We start from the raw sequence: 13,762 nt of genomic DNA, 5'->3' as shown, positions 1-13,762 counted from the left end.
TAGGATTCGGCCATGTTTTCGAATACACAACAGGCTGTTTCCCATGCACCCTTCCGGTAAGTCCGCCCTCACTGTTTCCGCATATGACTGGAGCACCAGCACGCTGGGCGACCCGGCCGGCTGGCCGCAGCCGCTGCGCCTGGCCGCGGATCTGATGTTCAATACGCCGCTCCCGATGCTGCTGCAATGGGGGCCGCAGTCCATCCTCCTGTGCAACGAAGCGTATGGCGCGTTGGCCGGGCCGGGCTTCGGCCGGGTGCCCGGCGGCTCGGTGCCGGCCGTGATGCCGCCGCCGCTGTCCGCCGGTCACGAAGGCCTGGCGCGCGCCTGGCGCGGCGAAGCGGCCGTGGTCGCGGATGCCGCGGTCGGCTTCGGTGCTGCCGGACCGGTCCGCTACGACCTGCATTTCACGCCGGTGGCGGCGGACGGCGAGGTTGGCGGCGTGCTGTGCGCGCTCGGCCCCGCCAGCGCCGTCGAGACGGCCGGCGCGCCCGATGAGGGCGGCGCCTTGCAGATCCTGGTGGTCGAGGACAACCTCGATTCGCAATACATGGTGTGCGAGATGCTCAAGGCCTTCGGCTACGAGGCCGACGGCGTGGCCCATCCGGACGACGCGCTGGCGCGCCTGGCGGGCAAGCGCTACCAGGTGCTGTTCACCGACGTCAGCCTGCCCGGCATGTCCGGCGTCGACCTGGCGCGCGAATCGCTCAGGCGCCACCCGCACCTGAAGGTGATCTTCGCCTCGGGCTACGGCGACATGCTGCTGCGCCACCTCGAGTTCCCCTACCAGTCGCTGCAGAAGCCCTATGAACTCGACCAGCTCCAGGATGCGCTGAACAAGGTGTCCAGCCAACCGCGGGTGGGCGCCTGAGTGCCGCCCAAACGTGTGCTGGCGGCCATCCCGGCTGGGCTAGAATGGCCAAGGGCCGCGCCCGTGCGCGCATGCCCGCCGCCGCGTGCGCTTGCGCACGCCCGGCGCCGCACCGAGCAAGGAACCATGATGTCCACTGAAACCATCGGCAGGCGTACGCGCCCACCCATCCCGGGCGACAGGGAATACGCGTGCGTCCGCGCCGTGGAGATCGCGGCGGGAATGCACCCATGAGCGACAACCGCGACGATCTCGAGATCATGCGCTCGGCCACCCTTCGCAACGCCACCAGCGTGCTGGCCGCGCGCCAGCGCGCCGAAGCCGAGCTGATGGCCGCCAAGGAAGCGCTGCGCCAGGCCAACGAGCGCATGGAGAACATGCTCGAGAGCCTGACCGACGCCTTCTGCGCGGTCGACTTCGACTGGCGCATCACCTATATCAACGGCCGTGCGCTGTCGATGCTCGCGCCCCTGAACAAGACCCGCGAAGGCCTGCTCGGCAAGAGCCTGTGGGAGGAATTCGAGGAACTGCAGGGCAGCAACCTGGCCAACGAGCTGCGCCGTGCGATGGAATCGCGCCAGATGGGCAGCCGCGAGTTCTTCTACCCTCGCCTCCAGATCTGGATCGAGGCCCGCCTCTACCCGTCCCCCGACGGCCTGACGCTCTACTTCCAGGACATCACCCAGCGCCGCGCCGACCAGCAGGCCCTGATCGACGGCAACAGCCGGCTGCAGGTGGCGCTGGCCGCGGGACGCCTCGGCGACTGGCGCTGGGACGCGGCCAGCGACCGCGTGACCGTGGGCGAGCGCGCCGCCGGCATCCTCGGACTGGAAGCGGAAGTCCCCCTAGCCTGGCCGGCGCTGCGCGCGCGCCTGGACGAAGGCGACCGCGAAGCGGTGCGGCGCGCCGTGCTGCATGCCTTCGCCACCCATTCCGACCTGAACATCGAATGCCGGCTGCTGTCGGACGGCGGCCAGGCGCGCTGGGTCGCCCTGGTCGGCCGCGCCGACTACGCCAACGTGGCCCAGCGCGACAGCGTGGTGGGCATGACCGGCGTGGTGCAGGACATCTCGGCGCGCAAGAACGCCGAGGACAGCCTGCGCCAGAGCGAGGAAGTGCTGCGCGCCCTGGCCAACACCATCCCGCAGCTGGCCTGGATGGCCCAGGCCGACGGCGCCATCGTCTGGTTCAACGAGCGCTGGTACGAATACACTGGCACCACGCCCGACAGCGCCACCGGCTGGGGCTGGCAAGACACGGTCGATCCGGAAGTGCTGCCGGCGATGCAGGAGCACTGGCGCACCTCGATCCGCACCGGCGAACCGTTCGAGATGGAATACCCGATCCGCGGCGCCGACGGCCAGTACCGCTGGTTCCTGACCCGCCTGAACGCGGTGCGCGACCGGCGCGGCATGGTGGTGCGCTGGTTCGGCACGAATACCGACGTCGACCAGGTCAAGCGCGCCGAGCAGGCCCTGCGCGAAGAGTCGAAAGTGCTGGAACTGCTGAACAGTACCGGCAGCGCCCTGGCCTCGACGCGCGACCTGCGCTCGCTGCTGCAGGTGGCGACCGACGCCGCCAGCGGCATCGCCGGCGCCCGCTTCGGCGCGTTCTTCTACCACGGCAAGGAAGGCGAGAAGCCGACCTTCTCGCTCTACACCCTGACCGGCGGCAGCGCCACCGAATTCCAGAATTTCGGCGAACCGCATGCCACCGCCCTGTTCGGGCCGAGCTTCCGCGGCGCCGGCCTGGTGCGTTCGAACGACATCGGCGCCGACCACCAGCACGGCCCGGCCTCGCCGCAGTTCGGCATGTTTTCGGACAAGCCGATCGTGCGCAGCTACCTGTCGGTGCCGGTGGTGGCCGCCAGCGGCGAGGCGATGGGCACGATGTTCTTCGGCCACCCGGAACGCGGCGTGTTCACCGAGCGCACCGAGCGCATCGTGCGCGGTATCGCCGCCCAGGCCGCGGTCGCGCTCGACAACACCCGCCTGTACGAAGCCGCCCAGCAGGCCGCCGAGGAGCGCAAGGTGCTGCTCGAGAGCGAACGCGAGGCGCGCGCCGAGGCCGAGCGCTCCAGCCAGATGAAGGACGAGTTCCTGGCCACCCTGTCGCACGAGCTGCGCACCCCGCTCTCGGCCATCCTCGGCTGGGCCCAGGTGCTGCGCCGCGGCGGCAAGGACGAGGCCGACCTGCAGCGCGGCCTGCAGACCATCGAACGCAACGCCCGCTCGCAGGCCCAGCTGATCGAGGACCTGCTCGACATGAGCCGCATCACCTCGGGCAAGGTGCTGCTCGACATGCAGACGCTGTCGCCGGCCAGCTTTGTCGATGCCGCCGTCGAGACCGTGCGCCCTGCGGCCGACGCCAAGAACATCCGCCTGGAGCGGCGCTACGACACCGGCCTGGGCATGATCGCCGGCGACCCGGCGCGCCTGCAGCAGGTGGTGTGGAACCTGCTGTCGAACGCGATCAAGTTCACGCCGCGCGACGGCCAGGTGACGGTCGAGCTGACCCAGCGCGACGGCTCCGTATTGATCACCGTGCGCGACACCGGCGCCGGCATCCGCCCCGAATTCATCACCCACGTGTTCGAGCGCTTCCGCCAGGCCGACGCCTCGATGACGCGGCGCCACGGCGGGCTGGGCCTGGGGCTGTCGATCGTCAAGCACCTGATCGAGCAGCACGGCGGCACGGTGCGCGCCGAAAGCCCCGGCGAAGGCCTGGGCGCGAGCTTCTCGATCGAGCTGCCGCTGGCCAAGGCAGCGCCGCAGACCGCGCGTTCGCGCGCCGGCCTGGTCGGCGCGCCGCCCCCGCCGACGCCGGAACTGACGCTGCGCGACCTGAAAGGCGCCTCGGTGCTGGTGGTCGACGACGACCGCGACGCGCGCGAGCTGATCGCGCGCATCCTGACCGACTGCAATGCCAAGGTGCGCATTGCCGCCAGCGCGCGCGAGGCCTTCGACGTGTTGCGGGCGGACTTGCCCGACCTGTTGATCAGCGACCTGGGCATGCCCGAGGTCGATGGCCTGGAACTGCTGTCCTGGGTGCGTGGCCTGGGACGCGACCGCGGCGGCCTGCTGCCGGCCGTCGCCCTGACCGCATTTGCGCGTTCGGAAGACCGCCTGCGCGCGCTCGAAGCGGGCTTCAACGCCCACATTTCGAAGCCGGTCGAGCCGAGCGAGCTCATCGCTGCGGTAGCCTCGCTGGTGCGGCCGCCGGCGGCCCGCACACGGTTGTGATGTTCCTACCCGCGCACGCGGCGCTGTCCTACAAGAAATTTCGGGGCATTTGCTAGACTAAGATAGATGGGAAAGTCGGATTCCTGAGTGAAATTTGTTTCCTTCCAGTACCAATTTAGACGAGAAGAAGCATGCCGAGCAGACAAGACATTTTGAACGCCAAAATTTTGGTCGTGGACGATTCGCCAGACAATATCGAGCTGATGGAAGAGATATTGCGCGAAGAGGGCTACACCAACGTCAGCTCGACCATGGAGCCTGAACAGGTATGCCCGCTGCACCGCGAGCACAACTACGACCTGATCCTGCTGGACTTGCAAATGCCCGGCCTGAACGGTTTCCAGGTCATGAAGAGCCTGAAGGAAATCGAAAAAGGCGGCTACCTGCCTGTCCTGGCCCTGACGGCCCAGCCGAGTTTCAAGATCGCTGCCCTGGAAGCGGGCGCGCGCGACTTCATCAGCAAGCCGTTCGACCTGCTGGAGGTGCACAAGCGCATCCACAACATGCTGGAGGTGCGCCTGCTCTACAAGGAGCTGGCCCAGTACAGCCGCGCCCAGCAGGAACTGGCCCTGCACGACGCCCTCACCGGCCTGCCGAACCGGCGCCTGCTGGAAGACCGCATCGAGACCGCGCTGCAGCACGCCAACCGCAGCCACGCCAAGGCCGCGATCATGTACCTCGACCTGGACGGCTTCAAGGCGATCAACGACACCTATGGCCACGCCTACGGCGACGAGATCCTGAAGATGGTGTCGCAGCGCCTGCTGGCTTCCTCGCGCAAGGAAGATACGGTGGCGCGCCTCGGTGGCGACGAATTCATGGTGGTGCTGGGCGACATCCATTGCCTGGCCGATGCCCAGGGCCCGGCGGCCAAGCTGGTCGAGGCCCTGTCCGAGCCCTTCTTCATCAACGACCTGACGCTGCGCCTGTCGACCTCGATCGGCATCAGCATCTACCCGGACGACGCCGAATCGGTCGACGCCCTGATCAGCATCGCCGACTACGCGCTCTACGAAGCCAAACGCGCCGGCAAGAACCGTTACTGCTCGACCGCCGGCGGCACGCGCCAAGTCGCGGTGAAAACCACGCCCCCAAAGCAGGTGGCTGAGCTGGCCCAGCACCGCTGACCCGCCAGCCGCCCGCGGGCGGCCCTGCCCTTTCATCGGCGCCGGCCCACCAGCCCGGCGCCGTTTTCATTCGTGGACCGGCACCCGGGACGTCGGTTATTGGGGCTAAATCGTCACGATCCTGTAGGGTGGGCGCCCCGTGCCCACGCGTGACGCCTGCGTCGTGTTGACGCTCATGAAGCGCAGCCTCTGCTCATCGTTCACGCGTGGGCACAGGGGCGCCCACCCTACGGACTATATGAGTTTATCGACGACAACGGCGCCCGCCGCCCGCTCGATGCGGGCGACGGGCGCCGTCAACGTCATATGCCGTGCCGACGGCGCATGGCCGCCGGCATGACATGCCAGCGCTTACGCGCTGCCGGGCTGCTTGCCCTCGGTGCCGACGCAGGGCTTGCCCACCGCTTCTTCGTTGTGCGCGGCGATCGCGTCGGCGTTCTGGTGGTCGCGGGCAGCGTCGACCTTGTCCGGCGCGACTTCGATGCGCGTGATGCCGGAATCGACCGAGATCGGGTCGCTGGCCGGGAAGGTCATCTCGACGGCGTCGTCGAGCAGGGTTTCCTTGGCCGCTTCGCCCTGCGGCTGGCCGCCACCGGCGCCGGCAATCATGTTGATCGCAACCGCATTCGCGACGACCTCCAGCCGCGCCAGCTGGCCGACGGTGGTGACGCCGAACGCGTCCTGCAATGCCTTGGCCTCTTTCTCGCCGACGCCGCCCAAGGCGGTCAGCGGACAATCCATCAGTTCGCGCGGCGACTTGCCGCGGAACGCTTCATTGACGATCGTGGTGATATTCATATTTGTCCTTTCAAGTGGGCGCGCCTGTCCTCCATTGACACGGTTGAACTGGACACGGTTCCACTATCGCACAGGCCCTCCAAACACGTATGTGCGGTGCCGTACATGCCGCGCACCGGCCAGCACAAACAGGCGCACGATTGCTGGCAAACATTGCATATTGCCGTGCTATCATTCGACGCCGCACGAGCGTGTCTTTACTTACGGAAAGCGGACACACTCTGCTATCCTTGCTGGATACAGACAAAGAGAAATACAGCGCCCTCGGCCATTGCCCCAGACAACGCAGCAGGAACGACGTGCCAACCACTGACAAACCGAAAATTCTGGTCGTCAACGACGACGCAGCCAGCCTGCTGGCATTGACCAGCCTGCTCGACCAGTGGGCCAGGGAAACCGGGTACACGGTCCTCTCGGCGCGCTCCGGGCAGGAAGCGCTGCGCCAGGTCCTGCTGCACGATTTCGCGGTCATCATCCTCGACGTTAACATGCCCGGCATGGACGGCTTCGAAACCGCCGAGGCGATCCACCAGCGCGCCCGCTCGGCCGACATCCCGATCATCTTCGTGACCGCCTTCCTGGCCGACGAGATCGACCGCCTGAAAGCCTACCAGCGCGGCGCCGCCGACTTCCTGTTCACCCCGGTGATCCCGCAGATCCTGCACGCCAAGGTGTCGGTGTTCGTGGCACTGGCCAACAAGAACGAGCAACTGCGGCGCCAGGCCGAGAAGCTGTCCCAGCACACGCTGGAACTCACCGCCACCAACGAGCGGCTGATGCGCGAGATCGAGGACCGCCAGGCGGCCGAGCGCAAGAGCCACGCCAAGGACGAGTTCCTCGCCATGCTCGGCCACGAGCTGCGCAATCCGCTGTCGGCCATCAGCAGCGCCGCGGCCCTGATCGACATGCCCGGCGCGGGCCCCGAGATGGCGGGCCGCGCGCGCCAGATCATCGGCCGCCAGAGCCAGCACCTGTCGCGCATCGTCGACGACCTGCTCGACCTGTCGCGCGCGATGTCGGGCAAGATCCTGCTGGCGCGCCGGCCGCTCGACATGGCCAGCCTGGTTGGCGCCTGCCTCGACACCTTCCGCGCCACCGGACGCACCGCCGGCTACCGCATCAACGTCGACCTGGCGCCGACCTGGGTCGACGGCGACCCGACCCGCCTCGAGCAGATCGCCACCAACCTGATCGACAATGCGCTCAAGTACACGCCTGCCGGCGGCACCATCGACATCGGGCTGGCGGCCGAGGACCACGAGGTCCTGCTGACCGTCAGCGACTCCGGTGTCGGCATCGCGCCCGACCTGCTGCCGCACGTGTTCGACGTCTTCGTGCAGGGGTCGATCAGCCTGGACCGCGCCCAGGGCGGGCTCGGGATCGGGCTGTCGCTGGTGCGCCGCCTGGTCGAACTGCACGGCGGCAGCGTGTCCGCCACCAGCGGCGGCGGCGGCGCGGGCAGCTCCTTCACGATCCGCCTGCCGCGCGCCGAACCGGCACAGGAGACGGGGCAGGAGAAAGCGCCGGCCGAGGCGGCGTCCGAGGGCGACGCCGGCCGGCCGGCGGTGCTGCTGATCGAAGACAATGAAGATGGGCGCGAGATGATGGCCACCATGCTCGACGTCTATGGCTACCCGGTGCTGCAGTCGGCCGACGGGCTCGACGGCGTGGCCCTGGCCATGGCCCGCTTGCCGAAGGTGGCCCTGGTCGACATCGGCCTGCCGGGCATCGACGGCTACGAAGTGGCGCGCCGCTTGCGCGCGAATCCGGACACGCGCGCAATGCGCCTGATCGCCCTGACCGGCTACGGCCTGGCCGACGACCAGCGCCGCGTGCTCGAAGCCGGCTTCGACATGCACCTGGTGAAGCCGGTCGACATCGCCCAGTTGCTGGGCGCGCTGGGGGAACCGGCGCCGCTGAGGGCCGCGGTCGGCTGAAGATCCCGTTTCGATTGCTGGCGCAAGGTGGGCACGACGTGCCCACCGTCAGGCTTTATTGCGACGCTTCGATTTCTTCCTGGCGCGCCTTCATCTCCTGCCCCAGCGCTTCCATGTCCAGCTTCAGCTTGCGCGTCTTCGGGAACATTTCCTTCTCTTCTTCCTCGACGTGGTGCTCGATCATTTCCGACAGCACCTTGACCTTCGCATCGTAGAGTTCGTCGCCCGGGTCCATTTCCTGGATCTGGGCGATCAGGTCCTTGGCGGAAGCGTGCTCGACCACGGCTTCGTCGACCATGTCCTCGGTTTCCTCCTCGCCCTTGCTGGCTTCGCGGGTGGCCGGGTAGAAGATTTCTTCCTCGATCGTGGTGTGCATGATCAGGGCGTTGCAGATCTGGTCGGCGATCTTCTTCTTGCTGGCCTTGGCGCGGTCGGTAAGCTTTTCGAATTGCTCGAACAGGTCCTCGACCTCGCGGTGTTGCTGCGTCAGCAGGTCGACGGCATCGACGGCGGCAGTGGCATTGCTGGTCTTATTGCTAGGCATGTGCGCTCCCTGAATGGTTTGTGTATTCAACAAGTTCCTGAAGCTCAAGCGTGATCCGAAACGCCCGCGCCTACCGTTCGGCAACGCACCTTGGGTCCCAGTGCGCGCTTCCTGTACGAAGCTGTTGTATGATTCTGGAAACATTTAACCGAGCCTACGATGACCGCACCGGACCCGCACCACACCAACCCGGAACTGGATCGGCAGCTTGCCGAACGCAACGCCGAGCTGACCGAGCTGGTCGGCCACCTGATGAATTGCTGGGATGAAGAGCGGCGCCTGCTTGCGCGCAAGCTGCACGACAGCCTCGGCTCGTCGATGACCGCGCTCACCATGCACCTGGGCTTGCTGTCCAAGAATTTGACCGACAGTAAAGCCGTCGAGCGCGCCAACCAGATGAAAGGCTTGCTCAACAACATCATCGAGACCAACCGCAAGGTGCAGCTGTCGTTGTGGAACGACAAGCTCGAGTTCCTCGGGATCAAGGCCGCGCTGCTCGAACTGGTTGCTGACTTCGGCGCCGAGCACGGCATCCAGGCGCGCGCCAGCCTGCCGGACGACGACGACGCCTATCCGCGCGCCCAGGGCGTGGCGCTACTGCGCTGCGCCGAAGAAGGCTTGCGCAACGTGGTGCGGCATGCGCAGGCGAGCAAGGTCGAGGTGATCCTGGACGACGACGGCGACCAGTTGATGCTGACCGTGCGCGACGACGGCATCGGCCTGGGCGGCGGCGCCCTGCCTTCGGAGTCGCTCAACTGCCATGGCCTGCGCCTGCTGCGCGAACGCGCGCGCGCGCTCGGCGGCACCTTGAGCCTGGCGCCGGCGCCGGAGCGCGGCACCGCGCTGACCATCGTGTTGCCGCGCCAGCTGCCGGGCTGAGCCATCCGGTCCAAGCGCGTTTGAGATGCGGCTGTAGGGTGGGCACGGGGCGCCCACCCTACGGGTTTATTTGATGCTCACGTTCCTCAGTGCAGCTTCACCAGCGGCGTGGTGCGCCGGATCAGGAAGCGCGCCAGCGCCAGCAGGCCGGTGCGCATCGAGCCGAGCACCGCCTGGTGGTGCATCAGGTGCAGGCTGGTGTACATGAAGCGCGCCAGCATCCCCTCGACGAACCAGCTGGTCCCGCGTAGCGAACCCATCAGGTTGCCGACGCTGGTCGTCTTGCCCACCGAAACCAGGGAACCATAATCGCGGTAGCGGTAGGGCTTTTCGTCGAACGGCTTGCCGGCCGCCATGCGCACGAATTGCCTGAGCAGGTAGTCGGCCTGCTGGTGCGCGGCCTGGGCGCGCGGCGGCACGGGCTTGCCGGCCGCGTCGATGCAGGCGGCGCAGTCGCCCAGCGCGTACACGCCGGGCACGCCTTTCACGCGCAGGTTGCTGTCGACCTCGACCTGGCCGCCCTTGTTCACCGGCAGGCCAAGCGTGCCCAGGAATTCGGGCGCGCGGATGCCGGCCGCCCATACGACCAGGTTGGCCGGATACACGTTGCCGTCGTTGTCGAGCACCTTGTCGGGATCGATCTTCGTCACGCGGCAGTCGGTGACGACCTGGATGCCGCGCTCGCCGAGCAACTTGAGGGCCGCCGCCGAGACCCGTTCCGGCAGCGGCGCCAGGATGCGGGGCGCGCCCTCGAGCAGGGTGATGCGCACGTCACGCTTGACCTGCAGGCGCGAGAAGCCATAGGTGGCGTACACGCCGGATGCCTCGCGCAGCTCGGCCGCCAGCTCGACGCCGGTGGCGCCGCCGCCGATGATCACCACGTCGAGGGCGGGGACGGCATCGGCGCGCTCCTCGCGCGCCTGCTCGGCCACCGCCATCAGGCGCAGCAGGCGCAGGCGGAAACGCTCGGCGTCCTCGGTGACGTTCAGGGAAATCGTGTGTTCGCGCGCGCCCGGCACGCCGAAGTAGTTGGCGGTGCTGCCGACCGCCATCACCAGCGAGCTGTAGCTGATCTGGCGCTCGTGCAGGATGTCTTCGCCGTCGGCGGCGCGCACGGCGCCGACCGTGATGCGGCGCTGCGCGGCGTCGAGATGGGTCATCGGGCCGTAGACGAAGGTGAAGCCGTTATCGTGGGCCAGCATCTGGTAAGACAGGCCTTCCTGGTGGATGTCGAGCGTGCCGGCCGCCACCTCGTGCAGCGAGGGCTTCCAGATGTGGTAGAGGCGGCAATCGACCAGCATCACCTTCGAAGGCCCGAGTTTGCGCCCCAGTTTGCAGGCCAGCTCCAGGCCGCCTGCCCCACCACCAACGATCACGATTTCACTCTGCAAAGCCTACCTCCAAATGTCGTGCCACATGACACCGCCACCAGTCTACACCGGCGGCGGCATCCGCGTGGAACACGTACCTGAAAAGGAGCCCCGGACAGCGACCCGGCCCTGGCTCAGTGACCGCGGCCGTGCCCGTGTCCATTGCCATGCCCGTGGCCCTTGCCATGGCCGCGGTCGTCGTGGCGGTCATGACGGTCGTGGCGGTCGTGATGGCGTTCGACAACGCGGTGGTGGCGCTCGCGGTAGCGCGGCGCGTAGGTGTTGGTGTACCAGTCGTCGCGCACGAACATCACCGGACGGCCGCAGGCGTCGTAGCGGCCGCAGTACTGCTTCCACTTCTTGCGGTGACCCGGCGGCACGCGCAGGTAGACCGGCTCGACGCGCACGTGGCGCACCTCGCGCACGATCACCGGGCGTTCGTAGATCACCGGCGGACGGCCATAGTCGCCGATGTCGAGGCGGCCGTAGAAGCCGGGTTGGCCGACGCTGATGCTGACGTTGGTCTGGGCCAGGGCGGGCGCCGCGCAGGCGGCCAGGGCGACACTGGCGAACAGCAGCTTGAAGGGAGATCTCATCGTGGTCCTCTTGATATCTTGTCTTAGGTGAACTTTATCAGGCGAAAGGTTACTTTTCAGTATGCTGCAACACACATTTACAACTTGTCGCGCGCCAATGGCCACTGTGGCAAGAATCAGACGGGCTCCTCGCTACAATCGGCCCCAACGCACTGCAAGGAGTCTTTCATGTCCCGTCACCGCATTTCCGTCGCGCTGGCCGGCCTGCTGGCCGCCGGCGCGGGCACGGCCCAGGCCCAGACCCAGGTCGGCGCCGGCGTCGACCTCGGCACCACCGGCGCCGGCGCCCACCTGGTTTTTGGACTGAGCCCCAGCCTGAACGCCCGCCTCGGCCTGAACTACTTCAAGCATGACTTCAGCAAAAGTACCGACGACGTCGATTACGAGCTCGACGGCAAGCTGCAGACCTTCAACGCGCTGCTCGACTGGTATCCGCGCGCCGGGGGCAATTTCCGCATCTCGGGCGGCGTCTTCTACAACGACACCCGGTTCGACGCGGTGGGCAGGCCGGACCGCAGCGGCAGCTTCCGCGTGAACGGCACCACCTACGACGCCGCCCAGGTCGGCCGACTGGTCGGCAAGGTCGATTTCAAAAAGACCGCGCCCTACCTCGGCATCGGCTGGGGCAATGCCTTCGCCACGACGCGCGGCTGGCGCTTCGGCGCCGACCTCGGCGTGTTCTACCAGGACGAGGCGCGCGTCAGCCTGCGCAGCGTCAACTGCACCGTGCAGGCCGGGCTGTGCGGCCAGCTTGCCGGCGACCTGGCGGCCGAGGAAGCGCGCCTGGCCGAGGAAGCCTCGGACTACAAGTTTTATCCGGTGCTGCGCGCCAGCCTTTCCTACAGTTTTTAAGTCATACGGCGCGCGCCCCGGACGCGGTTTTGGCTATCATCGGCGCCAAGGAGGTTCGCCATGAAACTGCTGCGCCTGTCCACCCTCGCCCTGGCCTGCGTCCTGGCCAGCGCTTGCAAGGACCGCCACGAGCCGGTCAAGCCGACCGTGCCCGCACCCTCGGGGATGTTCGTCGACCGCTGATGCCGGCGCGCCGATGCTGGCCTGGTGTCGTTTGGTCGTGCCCGCCGGCGCGCGGCAGGGTAAACTAGCGGCTGTTCATTTTTGCCCAAGGTTTCCATGTCGTTTGCCTCGCTCGGCCTGATCGACCAGATCGTCCACACCCTAGAATCGCTCGATTACGAGAACCCGACCGCCGTCCAGAGCCAGGCGATTCCCGCCGTCCTGGCTGGACGCGACGTCATGGCCGCGGCCCAGACCGGCACCGGTAAGACCGCCGGCTTCGCCCTGCCCCTGCTGCAACGCCTGTTCAAGAAGACCTCGAAGGTCAGCCCGAATTCGGCGCGCGCCCTGGTGCTGGTGCCGACCCGCGAGCTGGCCGAACAGGTGCACGAGAGCTTCCGCGCCTACGGCGCCGGCCTGGAACTGCGCACCATGGTGGCCTACGGCGGGGTCAGCATCAACCCGCAGATGATGAGCCTGCGCAAGGGCGTGGACGTGATCGTGGCCACGCCCGGTCGCCTGCTCGACCTGCACCGCCAGAACGCGGTGAAGTTCAACGAGGTGCAGACCCTGGTGCTGGACGAGGCCGACCGCATGCTGGACCTCGGCTTTTCGAAAGAGCTCGACCAGGTGTTCGCCGCCCTGCCGAAGAAGCGCCAGACCCTGCTGTTCTCGGCCACCTTCTCCGACCAGATCCGCGCCATGGCCAACCGCCTGCTGCGCGAACCGGTGCGCATCGAGGCGACGCCGCGCAACACCACCGCAAGCGCGATCAAGCAGTGGGTGGTGCCGGTCGACAAGAAACGCAAGCCCGAACTGTTCCTGCACCTGCTGAAGAAGCACGGCTGGGCCCAGGTGCTGGTCTTCGCCAAGACCCGCAAGGGCGTGGACGAGCTGGTCGGCCTGCTCGAGGCCAAGCGCATCGCCGCCGACGCGATCCACGGCGACAAGCCGCAGCCGGCGCGCCTGCGCGCCCTGGAGCGCTTCAAGGCGGGCGAAGTGCAGGTGCTGGTGGCCACCGATGTCGCCGCGCGCGGCCTCGACATCGACGACCTGCCGGTCGTGGTCAACCTCGACCTGCCGATCGTGGCCGAGGACTACGTACACCGCAGCGGCCGCACCGGCCGCGCCGGCGCCTCGGGCGAAGCCATCTCGCTGGTCTGCGCCGACGAGGTCGAGCAGCTGGCCGCGATCGAGCTGCTGACGAAACAGACGCTCAAGCGCATCGAGGAAGCCGGTTTCGAGCCGGATCACCGCGTGCCCGAGACGAATGCCAGCGGCCAGGTCATCAAGAAGCCGAAGAAACCGAAAAAACCGAAGGGCGAGGCGAAGGTGGTGCAGGAAGACGTGCGCTTCCGGCGCTGAGCGTCCCACGTGTTCGTGA

At 67.4% G+C, this 13,762-nt stretch carries 12 protein-coding genes; 8 read left to right on the top strand and 4 right to left on the bottom strand.

Annotated features, from left to right (window positions below):
* The first annotated feature begins 43 nt into the window (after positions 1–43).
* The 3 genes from ACFOPH_RS03705 to ACFOPH_RS03695 all read left to right on the top strand — a co-directional run bounded on the left by ACFOPH_RS03705 (position 44) and on the right by ACFOPH_RS03695 (position 5,240).
* Complete coding sequence (locus ACFOPH_RS03705; RefSeq protein ID WP_379733600.1) at positions 44–871, top strand: response regulator; 828 nt, start codon at positions 44–46, stop codon at positions 869–871.
* A 230-nt stretch (positions 872–1,101) separates the two neighbouring features.
* Positions 1,102–4,113, top strand: a complete 3,012-nt coding sequence (locus ACFOPH_RS03700; RefSeq protein WP_379733598.1) for a PAS domain-containing hybrid sensor histidine kinase/response regulator — start codon at positions 1,102–1,104, stop codon at positions 4,111–4,113.
* Between the two features lie 131 nt (positions 4,114–4,244).
* Complete coding sequence (locus ACFOPH_RS03695; protein ID WP_312551182.1) at positions 4,245–5,240, top strand: GGDEF domain-containing response regulator; 996 nt, start codon at positions 4,245–4,247, stop codon at positions 5,238–5,240.
* A gap of 351 nt (positions 5,241–5,591) precedes the next feature.
* Here the strand turns inward: ACFOPH_RS03695 and ACFOPH_RS03690 are convergent, their stop codons facing one another.
* A complete protein-coding gene (locus tag ACFOPH_RS03690; RefSeq protein WP_379733596.1) occupies positions 5,592–6,038 on the bottom strand; it encodes a hypothetical protein in 447 nt (148 codons plus the stop codon).
* A gap of 299 nt (positions 6,039–6,337) precedes the next feature.
* Between ACFOPH_RS03690 and ACFOPH_RS03685 the strand changes: the two genes are divergently transcribed.
* A complete protein-coding gene (locus tag ACFOPH_RS03685) occupies positions 6,338–7,975 on the top strand; it encodes a response regulator (RefSeq protein ID WP_379733594.1) in 1,638 nt (545 codons plus the stop codon).
* A 55-nt stretch (positions 7,976–8,030) separates the two neighbouring features.
* Here the strand turns inward: ACFOPH_RS03685 and ACFOPH_RS03680 are convergent, their stop codons facing one another.
* Positions 8,031–8,519, bottom strand: coding sequence for a hemerythrin domain-containing protein (locus ACFOPH_RS03680; protein WP_312551178.1), 489 nt, complete (start codon positions 8,517–8,519; stop codon positions 8,031–8,033).
* Between the two features lie 159 nt (positions 8,520–8,678).
* Here ACFOPH_RS03680 and ACFOPH_RS03675 point away from each other — a divergent pair, with 159 nt between their 5' ends.
* Positions 8,679–9,398, top strand: coding sequence for a sensor histidine kinase (locus ACFOPH_RS03675; protein ID WP_312551177.1), 720 nt, complete (start codon positions 8,679–8,681; stop codon positions 9,396–9,398).
* 86 nt (positions 9,399–9,484) lie between these two features.
* Here ACFOPH_RS03675 and ACFOPH_RS03670 read toward each other — a convergent pair whose 3' ends face one another.
* Positions 9,485–10,789 carry an NAD(P)/FAD-dependent oxidoreductase gene (locus tag ACFOPH_RS03670; RefSeq protein WP_379733591.1) on the bottom strand — a complete coding sequence of 435 codons (1,305 nt, stop codon included), beginning with the start codon at positions 10,787–10,789 and terminating at the stop codon, positions 9,485–9,487.
* A 113-nt stretch (positions 10,790–10,902) separates the two neighbouring features.
* Entirely contained in the window at positions 10,903–11,364 is a 462-nt protein-coding gene (locus tag ACFOPH_RS03665) for a hypothetical protein (protein ID WP_379733590.1), read from the bottom strand.
* A 168-nt stretch (positions 11,365–11,532) separates the two neighbouring features.
* Between ACFOPH_RS03665 and ACFOPH_RS03660 the strand changes: the two genes are divergently transcribed.
* From ACFOPH_RS03660 to ACFOPH_RS03650, 3 genes are all read left to right on the top strand, one after another.
* On the top strand, positions 11,533–12,216 hold the full coding sequence (locus ACFOPH_RS03660; RefSeq protein ID WP_379733588.1) for a hypothetical protein: 684 nt from the start codon (positions 11,533–11,535) through the stop codon (positions 12,214–12,216).
* 60 nt (positions 12,217–12,276) lie between these two features.
* A complete protein-coding gene (locus ACFOPH_RS03655; protein WP_312551173.1) occupies positions 12,277–12,399 on the top strand; it encodes a hypothetical protein in 123 nt (40 codons plus the stop codon).
* Positions 12,400–12,495: 96 nt separating this feature from the next.
* Positions 12,496–13,743, top strand: a complete 1,248-nt coding sequence (locus ACFOPH_RS03650; RefSeq protein WP_379733586.1) for a DEAD/DEAH box helicase — start codon at positions 12,496–12,498, stop codon at positions 13,741–13,743.
* The last annotated feature ends 19 nt before the right edge of the window (positions 13,744–13,762 follow it).

It is taken from the genome of Massilia haematophila, from assembly GCF_042647645.1.
Lineage (GTDB): Bacteria > Pseudomonadota > Gammaproteobacteria > Burkholderiales > Burkholderiaceae_D > Telluria > Telluria haematophila.
This window is presented reverse-complemented; position numbering and strand designations above follow the sequence as displayed.